At 65.6% G+C, this 17,053-nt stretch carries 20 protein-coding genes and 1 tRNA gene; 16 read left to right on the top strand and 5 right to left on the bottom strand.

Going from position 1 to position 17,053, the window contains the following annotated elements:
* Positions 1–7 precede the first annotated feature (7 nt).
* Positions 8–682, top strand: coding sequence for a monofunctional biosynthetic peptidoglycan transglycosylase (gene mtgA, locus HD841_RS15925; RefSeq protein ID WP_179509878.1), 675 nt, complete (start codon positions 8–10; stop codon positions 680–682).
* A gap of 160 nt (positions 683–842) precedes the next feature.
* On the opposite strand, the gene HD841_RS15920 is transcribed toward mtgA, so the two are convergent.
* Complete coding sequence (locus tag HD841_RS15920) at positions 843–1,166, bottom strand: YbaB/EbfC family nucleoid-associated protein (RefSeq protein ID WP_179509877.1); 324 nt, start codon at positions 1,164–1,166, stop codon at positions 843–845.
* Positions 1,163–2,809: a DNA polymerase III subunit gamma/tau gene (locus HD841_RS15915; RefSeq protein ID WP_179509876.1), complete on the bottom strand. Its 1,647-nt coding sequence runs from the start codon at positions 2,807–2,809 to the stop codon at positions 1,163–1,165. The genes HD841_RS15920 and HD841_RS15915 overlap by 4 nt, the downstream gene beginning before the upstream one ends.
* Before the next feature lie 213 nt (positions 2,810–3,022).
* Here HD841_RS15915 and recJ point away from each other — a divergent pair, with 213 nt between their 5' ends.
* From recJ to HD841_RS15855, 12 genes are all read left to right on the top strand, one after another.
* On the top strand, positions 3,023–4,777 hold the full coding sequence (gene recJ / locus HD841_RS15910) for a single-stranded-DNA-specific exonuclease RecJ (protein WP_179509875.1): 1,755 nt from the start codon (positions 3,023–3,025) through the stop codon (positions 4,775–4,777).
* A gap of 53 nt (positions 4,778–4,830) precedes the next feature.
* Positions 4,831–4,905: transfer RNA gene (locus tag HD841_RS15905), tRNA-Glu, on the top strand.
* A 190-nt stretch (positions 4,906–5,095) separates the two neighbouring features.
* Positions 5,096–5,851 carry a TIGR04255 family protein gene (locus HD841_RS15900; protein WP_179509874.1) on the top strand — a complete coding sequence of 252 codons (756 nt, stop codon included), beginning with the start codon at positions 5,096–5,098 and terminating at the stop codon, positions 5,849–5,851.
* Positions 5,848–6,366, top strand: coding sequence for a hypothetical protein (locus HD841_RS15895; RefSeq protein WP_179509873.1), 519 nt, complete (start codon positions 5,848–5,850; stop codon positions 6,364–6,366). The genes HD841_RS15900 and HD841_RS15895 overlap by 4 nt, the downstream gene beginning before the upstream one ends.
* A 2-nt stretch (positions 6,367–6,368) precedes the next feature.
* The gene (locus tag HD841_RS15890) at positions 6,369–6,875 is read left to right on the top strand and encodes a hypothetical protein (protein ID WP_179509872.1); all 507 of its coding nucleotides are present in this window, start codon (positions 6,369–6,371) and stop codon (positions 6,873–6,875) included.
* A gap of 70 nt (positions 6,876–6,945) precedes the next feature.
* The gene (locus HD841_RS15885; RefSeq protein ID WP_179509871.1) at positions 6,946–7,890 is read left to right on the top strand and encodes a hypothetical protein; all 945 of its coding nucleotides are present in this window, start codon (positions 6,946–6,948) and stop codon (positions 7,888–7,890) included.
* Positions 7,891–7,954: 64 nt separating this feature from the next.
* Complete coding sequence (locus HD841_RS15880; protein WP_179509870.1) at positions 7,955–8,224, top strand: hypothetical protein; 270 nt, start codon at positions 7,955–7,957, stop codon at positions 8,222–8,224.
* Positions 8,221–8,475 (top strand): hypothetical protein, encoded by a 255-nt coding sequence (locus HD841_RS15875; protein WP_179509869.1) that lies wholly within the window; start codon positions 8,221–8,223, stop codon positions 8,473–8,475. Before HD841_RS15880 ends, HD841_RS15875 begins: the two co-directional genes overlap by 4 nt.
* Positions 8,476–8,514: 39 nt before the next feature.
* On the top strand, positions 8,515–8,787 hold the full coding sequence (locus tag HD841_RS15870; RefSeq protein ID WP_179509868.1) for a DUF7940 domain-containing protein: 273 nt from the start codon (positions 8,515–8,517) through the stop codon (positions 8,785–8,787).
* Positions 8,774–9,358 carry a lysozyme gene (locus HD841_RS15865; protein WP_179509867.1) on the top strand — a complete coding sequence of 195 codons (585 nt, stop codon included), beginning with the start codon at positions 8,774–8,776 and terminating at the stop codon, positions 9,356–9,358. Before HD841_RS15870 ends, HD841_RS15865 begins: the two co-directional genes overlap by 14 nt.
* Positions 9,355–9,753, top strand: a complete 399-nt coding sequence (locus HD841_RS15860) for a hypothetical protein (RefSeq protein WP_179509866.1) — start codon at positions 9,355–9,357, stop codon at positions 9,751–9,753. Before HD841_RS15865 ends, HD841_RS15860 begins: the two co-directional genes overlap by 4 nt.
* A 55-nt stretch (positions 9,754–9,808) precedes the next feature.
* Positions 9,809–9,973, top strand: a complete 165-nt coding sequence (locus HD841_RS15855; RefSeq protein WP_179509865.1) for a hypothetical protein — start codon at positions 9,809–9,811, stop codon at positions 9,971–9,973.
* Between the two features lie 233 nt (positions 9,974–10,206).
* Here HD841_RS15855 and HD841_RS15850 read toward each other — a convergent pair whose 3' ends face one another.
* Complete coding sequence (locus HD841_RS15850; RefSeq protein WP_179509864.1) at positions 10,207–11,349, bottom strand: acyltransferase family protein; 1,143 nt, start codon at positions 11,347–11,349, stop codon at positions 10,207–10,209.
* Between the two features lie 996 nt (positions 11,350–12,345).
* Between HD841_RS15850 and HD841_RS15845 the strand changes: the two genes are divergently transcribed.
* Positions 12,346–12,693, top strand: a complete 348-nt coding sequence (locus tag HD841_RS15845; protein WP_179509863.1) for a hypothetical protein — start codon at positions 12,346–12,348, stop codon at positions 12,691–12,693.
* A gap of 215 nt (positions 12,694–12,908) precedes the next feature.
* On the opposite strand, the gene HD841_RS15840 is transcribed toward HD841_RS15845, so the two are convergent.
* Together HD841_RS15840 and sppA are read right to left on the bottom strand one after the other, a co-directional pair.
* Complete coding sequence (locus HD841_RS15840; RefSeq protein ID WP_179509862.1) at positions 12,909–13,469, bottom strand: GNAT family N-acetyltransferase; 561 nt, start codon at positions 13,467–13,469, stop codon at positions 12,909–12,911.
* 1 nt (position 13,470) lies between these two features.
* Positions 13,471–15,357, bottom strand: coding sequence for a signal peptide peptidase SppA (gene sppA, locus HD841_RS15835; RefSeq protein WP_179509861.1), 1,887 nt, complete (start codon positions 15,355–15,357; stop codon positions 13,471–13,473).
* Positions 15,358–15,600: 243 nt separating this feature from the next.
* On the opposite strand from sppA, the gene HD841_RS15830 reads away from it, so the two are divergent.
* Both HD841_RS15830 and HD841_RS15825 read left to right on the top strand, forming a co-directional pair.
* Positions 15,601–16,617 (top strand): glycosyltransferase family 2 protein, encoded by a 1,017-nt coding sequence (locus HD841_RS15830; protein WP_179509860.1) that lies wholly within the window; start codon positions 15,601–15,603, stop codon positions 16,615–16,617.
* A 93-nt stretch (positions 16,618–16,710) separates the two neighbouring features.
* Positions 16,711–16,989, top strand: a complete 279-nt coding sequence (locus HD841_RS15825; protein WP_179509859.1) for a ribbon-helix-helix domain-containing protein — start codon at positions 16,711–16,713, stop codon at positions 16,987–16,989.
* The last annotated feature ends 64 nt before the right edge of the window (positions 16,990–17,053 follow it).

Raw genomic sequence — 17,053 nt, 5'->3', positions numbered from 1 at the left:
AGCGGCGATGATCTTCGTCCTCCGCATCCTGTTCAAGGCCGGTCTGGTCTTCGTCGCGATCAGCCTGCTGTGGGTCGGCATCTACCGCTTCGTGCCGGTGCCGTTCACCTGGACGATGGCGGGCGACCTGCTCGGCGGGCGCAGCGTCACCAAGGACTGGATGCCGCTGTCCGAGATGGACCCCGACATGCCGCGCGCCGCGATCGCCGGCGAGGATGCGCGCTTCTGCGAGCATCACGGCTTCGACTGGAAGGGGATCGCCAGCGCCGCCTACAGCAACGCGCAGGGCAAGCGGCTGCGCGGCGGCTCGACCATCAGCCAGCAGACGGCCAAGAACGTCTTCCTGTTCCAGGGCGGCGGCTATGTCCGCAAGGCGTTCGAGGCCTATTTCACCGTCCTGATCGAAACCCTGTGGGGCAAGCGGCGGATCATGGAAGTGTATCTCAACGTCGCCGAGACGGGGATCGGCACCTATGGCGCCAATGCCGCGGCGATGCGCTATTTCCATCACGATGCGTCAAAGCTGTCGCCGACCGAGGCGGGACGGATCGCGGCGGTGCTGCCGCTGCCCAAGAAGCGTGCGGCAATCGACCCGCACGGTTTCGTGCGCCGCCACGGCAATGCGCTGTCGCGCTACGTCGGCGTGGTGCGGCGGAGCGGGCTGGATGGGTGTTTGAAGTAGCCACATTCCTCCCCCGCCAGGGGAAGGGGGACCGCTCGACGCCAGTCGAGTGGTGGAGGGGGAGGACAGGGCGGGAGCGTCATTCAAAGCTCCCGTCCTGTCCTCCCCCTCCGTCAGCACTTCGCGCTGCCACCTCCCCCTGGCGGGGGAAGATTTAGGCTCAGAACGGCAGTTTGAAGCCCGGGGGCAGCGGCAGGCCGCTGGTCATCTTCGACATCTCCTGGCCCGACACCGCGTCCGCCTTGGTCCGCGCGTCGTTGAACGCGGCGGCGAGCAGGTCTTCCAGCATCTGCTTTTCCGATACCTCGATCAACGAGTCGTCGATCGCGATGTTGATGATGCGGCCCTTGGCGCTCGCCTTGACCTTGACCAGACCGCCGCCCGAGACGCCCTCGACCTCGATCGTGTCGAGCTGGTCCTGCGCCTTCTGCAACTCGTTCTGGACGTTCTGCGCCATGGCGAGGATTTCGTCGATATTCTTCATGCAATGCTCCGTTTGCCCGGCCAGGCTTCCAGTTCGGCTTCGGGAAAGGCGGCGAATGCCGCCTTCACCAGCGGCGTGGCGAGGATCGCCTGCCGGGTCGCCTCTTCGTCCGCCTTGGCCTTCTCGCGCAAGGTAGGCGCGCCGGGCGCATCCTCCAAGGCGATCTTCCACACCTGGCCGGTCGCTTTCTTGAGCGCCTCGGCCACGTCGCGCAGCGTGTCTGCCGACATCGGCCGGGATCCGCTGAGGATCAGCTCGGGCGCCTCGTAGCGGACGACGCGGGCGCCGTGGCTGAGCTGCGCCGCAACGGCGAAATGGCCCTTGTCCTCGAGCAGCGCGACAAGGCCCGGGAAGTCAGCCGGCGCGCCGGGGCGCTCCGCGGCGACCGGCGCGGCCTGCGCTACAGGCGTGGCAGCGGCGGGTGCCGACGGGGCGCCGAGCTTGCCGCTGGCGATCTGCCTCGCCAGCTCGCCGGGATCGGGCAAGGTCGAGGCATGGATCGCGCGCAACAGCGCCATCTCCGCCGCCTCGATCGGCAGCGCCGCCTTGGCGACCTCGTCATGCCCCTTGAGGAACAGCTGCCACAGCCGGTGCAGCGCCGGGAAGGACAGTTTCGCCGCCCATTCGGCGCGCGCGTTGCGCTCCTCGACCGGCTGGGCGGGATCGTCGGCGGTGCCGACCTTGGCGAGCGTGATGCCGTGCACCGTCTCGAGCAGCGCGCGCAGCACCGATTGCGGATCGACGCCGTAATCATATTGCCGGCGCAGGCTGGCCAATGCGCCGGCGGCGTCGCCGGTAAGCACCAGCCCGAGCAGGTCACGCACCGCGCCGCGATCGGACAGGCCGAGCATCTGCCGCACCGCCGCCGCGGTGACGCCGCCGCCTTCGAGCCCGGCATGCGCGATACCCTGGTCGAGGATCGACAGTCCGTCACGCGCCGAGCCTTCCGCGGCGCGCGCGATCAGCATCAGCGCCTCGGGCTCGGCCTCGACGCCCTCTTCCTTGCAGACGAAGGCGAAATGCGCGGCGAGCTGCTCGGCCGAGATGCGCCGCAGGTCGAAGCGCTGGCAGCGCGACAGCACGGTGATCGGCACCTTGTTCACCTCGGTCGTGGCGAACAGGAATTTGACGTGCGCGGGCGGCTCTTCCAACGTCTTCAGCAGCGCGTTGAACGCGTTCTTGGAGAGCATGTGGACCTCGTCCACGATGTAGATCTTGTAGCGCGCCGACACCGCGGCATAGCGCGCCGCATCGATGATCTCGCGCACGTCGTCGACGCCGGTATGGCTCGCCGCGTCCATCTCGATCACGTCGATATGGCGGCCTTCGGCGATCGCGCGGCACGGTTCGCAGACGCCGCACGGATCGATCGTCGGCCCGCCATTGCCGTCGGGACCGACGCAATTGAGCGCCTTGGCGATCAGACGCGCGGTCGAGGTCTTGCCGACGCCGCGCACGCCGGTCATCAGAAAGGCATGCGCCAGCCGGTCGCGCTTGATCGCATTGCCGAGCGTCGTGACCATCGCATCCTGCCCGATCAGCTCGGAAAAGGTCTGCGGACGGTATTTGCGCGCGAGCACGCGATAGGGGTTCGCCTTCGCCGCCGGCTGCGGTGGTTCGCCCAGGTCAAAGGAATCGGCCATTGGCTTCCATATAGGGAGGCGGGGGGCCGGTGTCGAAGGCGCATGCGGGCCGGGCCTGTGACGATCGGCAACCCGCCGGTGCGGATCGTCCGGACCGTCGAGCATGTCGTCGGCGCCCTGCGCCGGGGCGCGATCGCCCCGGTTTACCGTACCCGGCCGAAAGCCTAGGAGAAGCCGGCGCCCCTTCGCGCTACCCCGGACCTCTTTGCACCCATGACTCCCGTTCTCGGCGTATCCCATTCGATTCTCGGCCAGCCCTGGCATTGGCGCAGCCTCGCCGCCGACGCGCGCGACGGTTTCGGCGCCGACGATCTCGTCACGCAATTGCTGCTCGCCCGCGGCGCCGAGCGCGAGACGCTCGACCAGCATCGCGCGCCGTCGATCCGTGCCTTCATGCCGGACCCCTCCGTGTTCCGCGACATGGACCGCGCCGCGGTGCGGCTCGCCGATGCAGTGCAGGCGGGCGAGAGCGTCGCGGTGTTCGGCGATTACGACGTCGATGGCGCGACCTCGGCGGCCCTGATGATCCTGGTGCTGCGCGACCTCGGGCTGGAGGCGCGGCCCTATATCCCCGACCGATTGCTGGAGGGTTACGGTCCGTCGGGCGACGCGCTGGTCCGGCTGGCGGGGGAGGGGGCGTCGCTGATCGTCACCGTCGATTGCGGCGCGCAGGCGTTCGAGGCGCTGGCGATGGCGCATGCGCACCCGGTCGACGTCGTCGTCGTCGATCACCACAAATGCGCCGCGGCGCTGCCGCTCGCCCATGCGCTGGTCAATCCCAACCGGCTCGACGAGGACGAGGGCGCCGCGCACGGCCATCTCGCCGCGGTCGGCGTCTGTTTCCTGCTCGCCGCCGCGCTGATCCGTACCTTGCGAAGCAGGGGCTTTTTCGCGAGCCGGCCGGAGCCGCGGCTGATCGACCATCTCGATATCGTCGCGCTCGGCACCGTTGCCGATGTCGCGCAGCTGCGCGGCCTCAACCGCGCCTTCGTCGCGCAGGGGCTCAAGGTGATGGCGCAGCGCCGCAACATCGGCCTTGCCGCGCTGATCGAGGCATCGCGGCTGACGCGCGCGCCGACGTGCAGCGATCTCGGCTTCGCGCTCGGGCCGCGGATCAACGCGGGCGGCCGGGTCGGCCGCGCCGACCTCGGCGTGCGGCTGCTCACGACGCGCGATCCCGACGAGGCGCGGATGATCGCCGAGGAGCTTGACCGGCTCAACGAGGAGCGTCGCCTGATCGAGGCGGGCGTGCAGCAGGCCGCCGAGCTGCTCGCCAACGACAGCCGCCGCGTCGTCGTCGTCGCCGGCGAGGGCTGGCACCCCGGCGTGATCGGCATCGTCGCCGGGCGGCTCAAGGAAAAGCTCGGCCGGCCGGCGATCGTCATCGCGATCGGCGAGGACGGGCTCGGCAAGGGCTCGGGCCGGTCGATCGCCGGCGTCGACCTCGGCGCGGCGGTGCTCGCCGCCAAGGAGCAGGGCCTGCTCGTCGCCGGCGGCGGCCATGCGATGGCGGCGGGGCTGACGATCGCCGCCGACGGCATCGCGGCGTTCGCCGACTTCCTCGAGGAGCGGCTGGCGGCGGGTGTCGACCGCGCGATCGGCGCGCGCGCGCTGCTGGTCGACGCGGTGCTCGCGCCGGGCGGGATCAATCCGCTGCTGGTCGAATCGCTCGATGTCGGCGGGCCCTATGGCATGGGCTGGCCGGCGCCGCGGATCGCCGCGGGGCCGGTGCGGATCATCAAGGCGGATGTCGTCGGCAACGGCCATGTCCGCGCGGTGGTGGCGGGCGACGACGGCCGCAGCTTCAAGGCGGTGGCGTTCCGCGCCGCCGACACCGCGCTCGGCCAGGCGCTGCTCGCCGCCGCGCCGCACCGCCGCCTGTGGCTCGCCGGCCGCGCCAAGATCGACGACTGGGGCAGCCGCCCGGCGGCGGAATTGCACCTTGAAGATGCCGCCTGGGCGAATTGATGTGCTGCAACCCCTTGACCGATCGTCGCCCCCCCTCTAGCAGCACCCCCGCTGGCCCCTTCGTCTAGCGGTTAGGACGCGGCCCTTTCACGGCTGAAGCACGGGTTCGATTCCCGTAGGGGTCACCAGCGGCAGAAATCAGCCATTCTTGGCTTGTCGTTGGTGATCAGTTGCCCCCGGCAGAGGCCGCGAGTTGCCCCCGGCTACAGTCCGTCTACTGTTTAGAGGCTGTTGGTTGCATCTCACGTCCGTCGCGGGCTAGGCATGCAGCAGCGAAAAGCCGCGTGATCATTTTACGCGAATCGTTAGGGGTAATTGGTGAAGACCACGGCAACTGAGGTTGTGATCGCGCTGCAGTTCGCTGATCCGCTACCTCATCTCAATGCTATCCAGATCGCATCCATCACCGATGGTTTCGCCGAATTCCCGCGTTTCGCTGAGTTGCCGGTTTCAGGCCCTATGCCGTATTCGCTAGAGCAGCTCGATGGGACTGAGCCGATTAACGGTTTTGTCGCGTCGTTTCCGCGGATTGCCCTAGGCTCCGAAGATGGCGATCGTACGCTGACCTTCCAGGCCGATCGTCTGACATATTCATGGGTCCGAACCGCAGAGCTGCTGGACGAGGATGACTATCCTGGCTTTGACGAACTGGTGAAAGAGCTACAGCCGGTCATCGAGCGCTTCGCTACGTTGGTCCAGGAAACCGCGAACGTAACCGTCAGTTATAAGGTTGCCGAGCTGACTTACGTCAACGTTATACCTACGAGGACACCGGATAACGAGCCGATTAGGCTTTCGACCCTGTTCGCCTTTTTGGCGCCCGTGCCGAATTCACCCGGCGTGAACGGGTATTTTCACGCTTGGAATGAGAAGCTGGGCGTCGCGGAGGGAGTGCTACGCCTTCAGGTCAACGGGCCGGTTCTCTATGCACCGGAGAAGCCGGGAGCGAGTTTCACACTGGCAGGCACGTTCTTGATCTCGGACGCGCAGCAACTACCTCAAGAATTGCTTGCCGTGCGGCAGCGGATCGGTGAGACCTACGGTCGGGTTCTTGCAACGGGGAGTGCTCGGTGAACGTCCTGAGTAATCGGCACATTGCATCGGCAAATGTCTTGAGCGTTAGCTTGGCCATGATGCATTCGTTTGCGCCGACGATCGCGGAGCCGCGCATGTTGCCGATCACCGCGTCGACCCCAGAGAACGCCGGCGAAACGCATCGCTCGTTTAGCAACGTGTCGATGACCGGTTTGGCGATCCGACCGCTCATCAATAGGATTCAAAGGTTCGCTAAACTAGATGCTGGCTGGGATGGGTCCGGTAGCGTTCGCCCTACCGATCAGTCGATCGATACTGCCGTTAATTTCGTCAAGAGTATCCCTGCCTCGGTGACACCACCAGAGGTTGTCGCAGCGGGTGATGGTGAGATCAGTCTCTTTTGGCGGACGGATGACACTTTTGTGGACATCAGTATTGGTGACGGACAGGCATCTGCTTTCGCCCACGTGAACGGCGTTCCGATGAAAGTTCGCTCATTGGCTGTGCTGAAGGATCTGCCAGCTATTGCTTTGCAGGCTATTGCTGGGCTTTAATTTTGGCAATCCCGGTTCTTGATGAGCAGTGCCAATGTGACGTTGTCGCGCAGTCGGCTTATGGGATTGTAGAAGACGATGAAGTCGTCGTTCGCATTCTGACAGACAGTCATTTCAACGGCGCGAAGCTGCAAACCTCGGCGTTCAAGCTCACTGACATTATAGCAGACGGCGTGTCGATGAGCCGACTGCGAATGATGGATGTTGCTGAATTTCAGGCCGTGGCCGAGGATATCCGTCGGTTAGCCGACGCAGTTGAGGTCAAAGGCGCGTTCGCGATCCAAGCGGCGGCCCTGAGGGCGTTACGGGACGAAAACGGAAATCGCACGCTTTGCCTTTTCGATGATCCCGTGATCTCTCACCCTGGAGAACGTGACAATCCAGCTCACTGTATGGCTGTGTCCCCAAATCGGATCGAACGGGCTGACGCTCAGGAGATACGGTTCCACCTTATGACGATATTTCGGGAAGCGAGGTATCTCCACGAACTGTGGGAACTCGCAGCTTAAGAGGCGCCAAGAGCGATCACTGTGCCGCCGTTCGCTCTAACTGCGGCACCGCGGGCAATCATCAAAGCGCGTGATCGCTTATCTGCGCGAAGGTATCATTGGCACCGATCTGATCGACGCCATCCCAGACAATTACGACAATGGCGACGCCGCGGGCGCCAACCACACGCGGTTCGGCCGCGTTTGGGAGCTCGCCGGCGCGGCATCCGGGACATTCGGGGGCGCAGTGCGCTATCTGAACTATTCGATCGCCGGCACCAACTCGGATGACAGCTATCTGGGGATGAACGATCCGCAGCGCCGAGCAGCTTGGGCGAATGACGGGGGCGACGTCGGCATCATCCTAGACGGCATGAACAGCCGACAGGTTGGCGTCACGCTGCTGTTCAACCGCATCCGCCAGCTGATCGACGTGAAGTATGCGGCCGGCGCCAAGGCCGTGATCGTCTGGGGATGCAGCCGCCCCAACGACATCGGGCCGGACGTGGAAAACTTCCTGAAGGTCAACCGGGTGCTGCGCCAAGCGGCGATGACGCCCGGGTGGGGCGGGCGAACCGCGGCATTCATCGATCCGACTCTCGTCTCCTATGGCGATGGCGCTGGCACGATGGGGATCGTGCCGCATGATTATTGCCTCGCCAACGGCGCTAGCCACCCCGGCATCCGGCAGCACCGCGTTGAGGGCGAGCTTGGGCGCAAGCTCATCTTCGGCCTGTCGTCGGCGAGTCGCTCAACCAGTGCTGGAGGCTTCGTCGCGCCAGCGCTTCTGGGAAGCTGGGCGCCGTTCGTAGGCGAAAGTCAGCCCGGCTACCTGCGGGACGGTCGATGGGGCGTTCTGAAAGGGCTCGTTCGTGGCGGAGCCGGCGGGATCTTCAATCTGCCGCGCAGCATGTGGCCGCCCGAGGATTACAACATCCCGGGCAACAACGGGATCGTTCGCATCGGCAAGGACGGCGTGGTGTCAGGAAGCGCGAGCCCGATCGGGCTCGACGGCGTCAGGTACTGGATCGGCTGAGGAGCATGATCATGAGCAAGCGCAGCCTCGCGACCCTTAAGGTCGCGGGAGAGACGGCAGGCACGTGACCGCGCCATCCAGCCCGCCGCCCTGGTGGGCGCCGTTCGTCCCGGTGATATCGCTGATCATCGTCATCGCCGGCGTCGTGCTGGCGAGCGGCGGCTACATCGCCACGCTGAAGGATCACACGCGTCGGATCGACCAGCTGGAGGCCGACGCGCGCACCGATGCCAAGACGCGGACCGAGATGCTCCAGCAGCTCGATCTCCGCCTCGCCCGCATCGAGGTGAAGCTCGAGATGATGGCGCCGCCCAAGTCGGAGAAGGCGCCATGATCGACGGGGGCCTGATCGTGATGCTCATCGGCGCGCTGGCGCTGGCGATCGGCCCGGTCGAGCGCGTGCTCGCCAATCGCCGCTGGGTGCGGACCGAACTCGTCGAGCCGGTGCTGCGCCGCGCCTTTCCGCCGCCCCCGCCGCAACAGGATCTGGAGCGGCTGATCGTCAGCGCCGACGCCGCGCGCGAGAGCGCCGAGCTTCGCCGGTGGCAGCGCCGGTCCCTGTTCCGGTCGCGCCGAACACACTGATCCGCGGGCGGCCGGCTGCCGCCATCCAAGGAGACATCGATGAAACTGATCGACGGTTGGCGCCAGGCATGGCGCCTCTGGTCCGTTCGCTTGTCCGCGATCGGCGCCATCCTGATGGGCTGGGCTGCGCTCACCCCCGATGCGCTGTTGCAGGCGTGGAACGCCCTGCCGGCCGACGTGCAGGCGCTGCTGCCCGAGCCGGTCGGCAAGGCGATCCCGTTCCTGCTGTTCGTCGGCACGCTGGCGGCGCGGCTGATCCCGCAGCCGAAGGCGAAGGCGAAGATCGAGGAGGCGGCTGGTGGCGGCGCCTGATCGCTCCGCCGCGGCGCGGGCCGCGAAGCCGGGCAAGAAGACGCTGGCGGGGGTGATTGGCTCGGTCACCGCCGCAGCGGCGCTGTTCGTCCTCGTGCCGAAGGAGGAGAGCGGACGGCAGGTGAAGGCGACCGTCAACGCCGACCACAGCATCACCGTCGAGCACGTCGCCGGCCGGCAGTATCTCGCCGCGTACCTCGACATCGTGAAGGTGCCGACCGCCTGCGACGGCATCACCAAGGGCGTGAAGATGGGGATGCGGTTCACGCCGGCGCGGTGCAACGAGCTGCTCGAAGAGGAGCTGATCGCGCACGCCGAGCCCATCATCCGCTGCGTGCCGGCGCTGAAGGGGCGCACCAACCAGGTGATCGCCGCGGTGTCGCTCTCCTACAACATCGGGACGGCGGGCTTCTGCCGGTCGAGCATCGCCCGCGTCTGGAATGCGGGGCAGTGGCGTGCCGGCTGCGACCGCTTCCTGCTGTTCGACAAGGCGGGCGGCCGGACCGTGGCGGGCCTCGCCGCGCGGCGGCAGCGCGAGCGCGCCATCTGCGTGACAGGGCTGGCGGCATGATCCGCGCGCGGATCATCGCGGCCGGGTTCGCCGGCGTCCTCATCGTCGTCGCGATCTGGTGGATCTATCATCGCGGCAGCACGACGGGCGCCGCCAAGGCCACCCGGCAGATCGAGCAGCAGCACGCCGATCGAGTCGCCGAGGCCCGCGCCGACGAGCGCGCCGCGGCCGTCGTCTCGAACTCGATCAGTCAGCGCGTCGCCCGCGCCGACGACCTCTCCACCCGAGCCGTGAAGGCCACCATCAAGGATCTGCGCGATGCGATCGACACCGTCCCGCCGGCTGCTGCCGGCGCTCCTGCTCCTGCCGCTCCTGTCGAGCGCCTGCGCGACGCGCTCAACGCCGACATCGATCGCGCGAACCGAGCGGCCGGCGCTGCCGGCCCTGTCGGCTGACCTGACCCGCACGGAACGCCTGACGCCTCTCACCGCCAAACCATCCGGCGAGCTGGTGACGATCGACCGCGGCATCCTGTCGGAGATCGTCGAGAGGTTCGCCGAGGCGATTGGCGCGGTCGAGCGCGGCAATGCCCGTGCCGTTGCCGTTGCGCTGGAACGGCGCTGCACCTCGGCGCTCTTCGCTACCGGGCAGGCACCGGCGGAGTGTCCGCGGTGATCAGGCGGCGGTCCGTGCGGATCGGGCTGCCGATCGCGCTGCTGCTGTGGATCGCGATCCTGTCGGCCGCGCTACTGCGTTAGCGCTTGGCGCGCGGCGACGGCCAGTTCGCGGAACGCGGCCTGCCAAGTACGTGATCATGGATGGCACCCGTATCCTCGTGACCCGCCGTTCGTCGATAGGCTTTTCGTCAGTCCGCAACGCGAGCCTATCGGTTGATTCTGCCGCAGGTATCAGTCGATCACTCCCGATGGTGCGATCTTTGCCACATGTCGACGCATTGGCCGGTACCGGGTTGCGCGAGACCAATCGCGAGCGGGCGTCTCAATATATCGAAACGTGAAGTGCGACACGGCGATAACGACGCCTACAAAGACTACCTCGGCGATGGTACCGTTAGCCAAGTTCGTGCCGATTGATGTCTTATCCTGCACACCCGTGGTCAGCTTCCACGGTAGGTATCGACCTGCGGCTCTGACGCCGACAAAGACCACATTAGCCAAGAACATGTGGGTCATGTAAATTGAATAGGACAAATCTCCGATCCGCAGGCAAATGCGGTGGTTCAGCCAGCCGGAGAACTTACCACTCTCGAATGCAAACAGAACTATGAACGCTGCAAAAACCACCGGCGCAACGAAAGAGCCGCGGCCATGCACGCCCCAAGCGAGATACGCCAGGATAGAGGCTAATGCAGCTGCTTCGAGCGCTGTTCCGCGTTTAGGTGCGGGAAGTGCCTGAAGAACCTCGAAGGCGGCTATGCCGCATGCAAAGCCGTATATACAGCGCAGCACTCCGAAATCGTTCATCGCAAATAGATCGGATCTCAAGAAGGCGAGGCTGCACACGCAGGCAGTAGCGAAGCCAGCGGCTGCAAACGGCCATCGACGGGGCATTGCAACGAGCAGAGTTGCAAACACAAGATACGTCCAGAACTCCACGCCGATGCTCCAGCTTGGCCAATTGAAGGACAGGCTGCGTACGGTGTGCAGTGAGTGCGTGAGAAGGAAATACATTGCGATCGACCAACTGTCCTCACCCGGCGCGGAGAAGGGCGCGTTCTGAGATCCTGGCCCTGGCACGATCAACTGGACAGACTCAATCGCTAGAAACGCCATAAGCACCGCAAGATGCAGAGGGTATAATCGCCAGAAGCGCAGCCACATGAAATCTTTTATCGATGACCCATCGGTCAGTCGATTTCGGTAGTTAGCGTAGATGACGAAACCGCTCAGAACGAAGAAGAAGTCGACGTAGAGTGAGCCGCTTACAAAGAGAGGTAAGCTGTTCGTGATGCTGACGGCATTGAAGTGCGCGATCACCACGGCAACGGCGCATAAGCCGCGAAACGTGTCCAGTACACGGTAATGTGCCAAACCGACTCCCCCCGGAGCCTCGCCGGCCTCTTCGCCGTACGGGGCATGGGACGCCCTATACCTTGATGCCGTTGCTAAGCTATTGTTTAATTGTCGAATAATCGGATTCACGGCGGAAGTATGCCCGCCTTTTTGGCTCGGCGGCGGCCGGAACGGTCTCCCTGAGCGACCAGTGCTGGCCTAAGTTAGTCGATCTCGTGATCGAGTCGTATCGCCGACGCGACCGCCAGCACCACCGCCCCCAGCGGCGTGATCAGCACCAACATCGGCAAGACCACGTCCGTTACGTGGGTCATGGGGTGGTTTGTACAGCACCACGGCAGACCCGGTAGCCCGGAAAACCTTAACTTTTGTTGCGGTTAACCATCAGTTAAATGAACCGGCAGGCGCAGCATCACGGTTAAACACCTTGACGGCGCCGGACGCCTGATCGTCCAAACTAGAAGCTCGAACGTGTAGAAAGGAAGCGCTGAGCGGCATCATTTTGCCCGTATCGGGGACGCCGGTCCGCGCCCGGTCATCCCATGAGCCGCATACGGCCGCTTAAGCGATACCGCCTAGGCTACTCGATGGCGTCTCTCGGCCTGCAAAACGCTTCATCTTCGGCAAAGGGCGAGGCTTTGCAACCTTGGACGCCGACGACTGGCTCGGATGGCGCTTGGGGACACACGGCGATCAATGCCCCCGCATCTATAACTCATTGATATTCAACGATCGCGCTTGAGGGTCAAAAGCGGCAACGGCTATTGAGAACAAATGATTTTCCGGCTCCACGGCTGAAGCACGGGTTCGATTCCCGTAGGGGTCACCAGCGGCACATATTCACCTCATGGTGTGTCGCTGGTGACGCATTGCCCGTGTGGCGCTGCCAGACTTTTTCATTTTGATCATCCGCGATGATGGCGCTCTGCGCGACGCGTGATGATATCGCTTCGCTCGTCTATGATGCAGCTATCTACGCAGGGCGGTGGCCCATGCGAGTAGCTGGAGGCAAGCATGTCGGTCGTATCTGTCGGGAGCGTCCGTTCGGCGACCCGATTGTCGGCATCGTCGGGCGGGGCTGTGTCGACGCGGATTGGGGCGGTGCCCGCTACGTCGCTGCCCGACGCCGATCCGAAGGCGACCGCCGATCTTTGGGCGGCCGAGTTCGTCAAGGAGGCGCGCAAGTCGCCGACGGAGCGGATCCGGGACGACATCTTGCGGCGCCACAACCTGACCGAAGCGCAATTCGCCGCGCTTTCGAAGGCGCAGCAGGCCGGGATCACGCGTGAGATCGAAGAGGCCATAAAGCGTGTGGTCAAGGTGCCGAAGAAACCCGAAACCAAGGTCGATGTTGTCGCCTGAACGGAGGCGCCTGGCCGAAGTGCGTTAGACGGGCATAGCCAGAGCCGTATGCTCTGGCCCGTGCCGCGCAAGCTGTTGTGCGTAGATGGTTCTGTAGCGCTTCCGGCCTGTGGTGACGCCAGAGCGTGTCGTGGGCCATGATGACCGGGGCAGCATACCGCTTGCCCCTACCGCGTCCGGCGCAGCTCTCCGCTCACCCCACCGGCAACGCCGGCCTATCCCCGCACCACGCCGGTGTCCGCGAAGCGCTTCGGCTCTGCCGGTTGCGCGGTCGGCTCGGCGAGGGTGCATTGCCAATAGCCGACGTCGATCCACTGGCCATGTTTGTGGCCGATCGCGCGGAAGACGCCGGCGCGGCGGAAGCCGACCTGTTCGTGCAGCGTGATCGAGGCATTGTTGGGCAGCGCGATCCGGCCGATCGCCTGGGTAAAGCCTTGCGCGCGCAACGTGTCGACCAGCGCCTCGTACAGCAGCCGGCCGACGCCCTGCCGCTGCGCGACATCGGCGATGTAGATCGTCGTCTCGACCGCCCAGCGATAGGCGTCCCGCTCGGAGAAGCGCGTCGCATAGGCATAACCGAGCACGCCGCCGGTCGCCGCGCCGTTGGTCGCGACGATCCACGGGTAGAGGCCGCCCGACGAGGCCATCCGCGTGCGCATCGTGCGTGCATCGGGCGCCTCGGTCTCGAACGACACCGTGCCGGCGAGCACGTGCGGCGCATAGATCGCCGCGATCGCGGCGGCATCGTCTGGCGTGGCGGGGCGCAGCGCGATCATGTCACAGTCCCACGCGCGCGAGGATCAGGTCGAGCAGCCGCGCGTCCGACCCCGCGGTGTCGCTCGGCCCCAGGCCGCCGCATTCGAGGCAGCGCGCCTGCACCGAGCCCGCCGACGCCAGCCGCTTGACGTCGCCGAGCGCCTGCGCGAGCAGCCCGCGCCGCTCCGCCGCGATCCGCGCGAAGACGTCGCCGCCGCGCGCCTGATCGGCGGCGTCATCGTCGTCGCGATCGGCGAAGCTGGCGGCGATCTGCGACGCGAAGCCCGGTTCCTTTTCGAGATATTCGGCATGGACCTTGGTCGGGTCGAGCTTGGCGCGCTTCGCGGCCTCGGCGACCGCGTCCTGCACGGTACCGAACCGGTCGACCAGCTTGAGCTGCCGCGCGGTGCCGCCGTCCCAGACGCGGCCCTGCGCGATCGCGTCCACCCGCTGCGGCGTCATCCCGCGCGACTGGGCGACGCGGGCGAGGAACTGGCGATAGCCGTTCTCGATGCCGGCCTGCAGGATCGTGTCGAGCTGCGGCGTGGTGCCGGCATAGATGTCGGGCTGGCCGGACAGCGGCGTCGATTTCACGCCGTCGGTGGTGACGCCGATCTTGGCGAGCGTCTTCTCGAAGGTCGGGATGATGCCGAAGATGCCGATCGACCCGGTGATCGTCGAGGGTTCGGCGAAGATCACGTCGCCCGGCGTCGACACCCAATAGCCGCCCGATGCGGCGAGCCCGCCCATCGACACGACGATCGGCAGGCCCTTCTTCTTCGCCTCGAGGATGGCGAGGCGGATCCGCTCCGAGGCGAGCACCGAGCCACCCGGCGAATCGACGCGCACGACCAGCGCCTTCAAATTCTTCTTGGCAAGGCCGTCGAGGATCAGCTTGGCGATCGTGTCGCCATGTGCGCTGCCCGGGCCGCCCTCGCCATCGACGATGTCGCCGGCAACGGTGATGACGCCGATATTGTCGCCGGTCTTCGGCAGCGGGTTTGCGCCGATCCAGGCATCATATTTGATCGTGTTGAACGTACCGGCCGGCTTGCTGGTATCGCTGCCGACCAGAGCGGCGACACGGCGGCCGAAGGCGACGCGGTCGCCGAGCTTGTCGACGAGGTTCGACGCCAGATTGGCCTTGGCGATGTCGCCGTTGGCGGCGACGATCAGCCGGTCGGGGCTGGCGAGGAACGCGGCGACCTGCGCCTTCGGCCGCGCCTTGGCGATCGCCTCGCGCCACTGGCCGAACAGCGCGCCGAGCAGCTGCTGGCTCGCCTCGCGCGCCTCCGGGCTCTGGTCGGCACGGGTATAGGGTTCGACGAAGCTCTTGAACTTGCCGACGCGATAGACGTGGGTGTTGACGCCGAGCTTGTCGATCAGGCCCTTGTAATAGAGCTGGTTGCCGCCGGGGCCGGTGAAGATCGTGCCGCCGAGCGGATTGACCCAGATCTCGCTTGCGTTGGCGGCGAGGCGATAGCCGGCGTCGGTATAGGCGGTGGCATAAGCAAGCACCGGCTTGCGGGTGTCGCGGAAGCGGCGGATCGCCTCGGCGACCTCGTTGAGCGTCGCGGGGTAGCCGCCGGCGAAGCTGTCGAGATCGAGCACCAGCGCCTTGACCCGATCATCGGTGCGCGCGGTGTCGATCGCGCGCAGCACGTCGCGGGCGCGATACTGGCGCGGCATCGACTGGCCCGACAGCGCGGCGAACGGCGCCTGTTCCTCGGGCTGTTCGACGATCGTGCCGTCGAGATCGAGCACCAGCGCGCCGGGCACGATCGCCTTCGACCCCGGCCGCGCGTTGAGCGCCGCGAACAGCAGACCGAAGAACAGCAGCATCGCGATCAGGACCAGCCCGTCCTTGATCGCCACCAGCAGCTTCCATGCGCCCCGAACCAGCTTCACGCGATGCTCCTTCTATTCCCGTGCAGCGCTAGAGCAGGCCGGGGCGCCGCGCAACGGCCCGTATTAGGGCGACAATACAGGCTGCGGCGGGCAGTGCTGCGGCGGGGGCGCCTGATCCTGCATGACGGCGTACCGCCGATGGCCGTGTGCGGGTGGTGCCGCGACTAAATGCGCGATCGGCGGCGGGGGGCGGTGTCGTCGATCCTATGATGACGATAGTTTATCAAGGGTCTGGCCGCATTCATGAGCAACATCTTCCCCAACAGCATGGCGAAGCTTCGCGACGATACGACCGAGGACAGCGTCGACGTCATCATGCGGACCAAGGATCGTCCGGCGCTGCTCGGCCGGGCACTGTCCAGCGTCATCCATCAGCAGCATACGAACTGGCATATCTATCTGGTCAATGACGGCGGACAGGCGGCACGGGTGGACGCGTTGGTCGACACCTTTGCCGACAGGCTGGCCAACCGCATTACCGTCATCCACAATCCTACCTCCGGCGGCGTAGGCGCGGCGGCGAACCTGGGCATGATCCGGGGGCGGTCGGCGTTCGTTGCGATGCACGACGACGATGACAGCTGGGATCCGGCTTTCCTGAAGAGCGGCGTAACGTTCCTGCTTGCGACGGAAAATCGACGTTTCGGAGCGCTGCTGACCAAGTGGAACCAGATCGAGGAAACGCTGCAGGGGGACGTGGTCGAGAGGCGAAACGTCAGGGTCGAGGGGTATGACGGCGACGTCATCGACTTCCTCGATGTTATCCGTACTCCGCGCATCCCGCCGATCGCCCAGCTATGGCGGCGAAGCGTCGCGAACGCCGCGGGTTTCCTCAACGGGCATATGCCGGTTCTGGAGGATTGGGATATGAACCTGCGCGCGCTTCAGATTGCCGACATCGCGCTGCTCGGGCAGGCGCTCGCCAATTATCACATCCGGGTTTCGGCGGATGCCGGCAACTATGCCAATACCGTTACCGCCAGCGTGAAGACGCACCTGCGCTACAACACCTTGTACCGCAACAGCCTGCTGCGCGCCTATCTCGGCCATGATCCATCGCAGCTCGGGCTGGTCGCCGGCCTTTTGAAGAACGCCGAGGTCGTCCGGCAGAGCATCGAGCATTTGCAGATCGCGTCGCATCGCGAATTGTCCGGCAATCAGCATCATATCGACGCGCGGCTGGATAGGATCGAAGCGGATGTCCGCGAATCCAAGGCGATGCTCGAGAAGATCTGGGGGGCGATCACCCAGGCAGCCTGATGCGGATGGCGACGGCGGACGCCCGCGAGCGGCTTGCCGCCGCGGTTATAACCCGCAATGACGGGCGGCCCTTAGTCCGGATCATGCCCGCTCATGCCTCCCTCCGCCATCCAGCCGCCGTCGTTCGGGTTTGAGGGACCGGTGAAACGGTCGATGACGATCGCCGGTCATCAAACCTCGATCAGTCTCGAGCCCGCGTTCTGGCACGCGCTGGAGGCGGCTGCGGTCGCGCATGCGCTGCCGCTGTCGGCACTGGTCGCGCAGATCGACGTGCTGCGCATCGCGGCGGACGACCCGCCCAATCTGGCCAGCGCGTTGCGGAGTTGGCTGTTCGATCGGGTACGGGGTGATCCGGGCGACCGCGCCGAGTGAGAATGCCACGCATTACCGTTGACAGTGCGAACGCCTCGCAATAGCGAGCCCTTATAAATAAGGG

This window comes from Sphingomonas melonis (genome assembly GCF_013409985.1).
In the GTDB taxonomy this organism is placed as follows: Bacteria; Pseudomonadota; Alphaproteobacteria; order Sphingomonadales; family Sphingomonadaceae; genus Sphingomonas; species Sphingomonas melonis_A.
Note: the sequence above shows the minus strand (reverse complement) of the source record. Positions and strands in the feature narration are given on the sequence as shown.

Coding starts and splice junctions, on each gene's coding strand:
- mtgA (WP_179509878.1), top strand. CDS start 8: ATGATCTTCGTCCTCCGCATCCTGTTCAAGGCCGGTCTGGTCTTCGTC.
- HD841_RS15920 (WP_179509877.1), bottom strand. CDS start 1,166: ATGAAGAATATCGACGAAATCCTCGCCATGGCGCAGAACGTCCAGAAC.
- HD841_RS15915 (WP_179509876.1), bottom strand. CDS start 2,809: ATGGCCGATTCCTTTGACCTGGGCGAACCACCGCAGCCGGCGGCGAAG.
- recJ (WP_179509875.1), top strand. CDS start 3,023: ATGACTCCCGTTCTCGGCGTATCCCATTCGATTCTCGGCCAGCCCTGG.
- HD841_RS15875 (WP_179509869.1), top strand. CDS start 8,221: ATGATCGACGGGGGCCTGATCGTGATGCTCATCGGCGCGCTGGCGCTG.
- HD841_RS15870 (WP_179509868.1), top strand. CDS start 8,515: ATGAAACTGATCGACGGTTGGCGCCAGGCATGGCGCCTCTGGTCCGTT.
- HD841_RS15860 (WP_179509866.1), top strand. CDS start 9,355: ATGATCCGCGCGCGGATCATCGCGGCCGGGTTCGCCGGCGTCCTCATC.
- HD841_RS15845 (WP_179509863.1), top strand. CDS start 12,346: ATGTCGGTCGTATCTGTCGGGAGCGTCCGTTCGGCGACCCGATTGTCG.
- HD841_RS15840 (WP_179509862.1), bottom strand. CDS start 13,469: ATGATCGCGCTGCGCCCCGCCACGCCAGACGATGCCGCCGCGATCGCG.
- HD841_RS15830 (WP_179509860.1), top strand. CDS start 15,601: ATGAGCAACATCTTCCCCAACAGCATGGCGAAGCTTCGCGACGATACG.
- HD841_RS15825 (WP_179509859.1), top strand. CDS start 16,711: ATGCCTCCCTCCGCCATCCAGCCGCCGTCGTTCGGGTTTGAGGGACCG.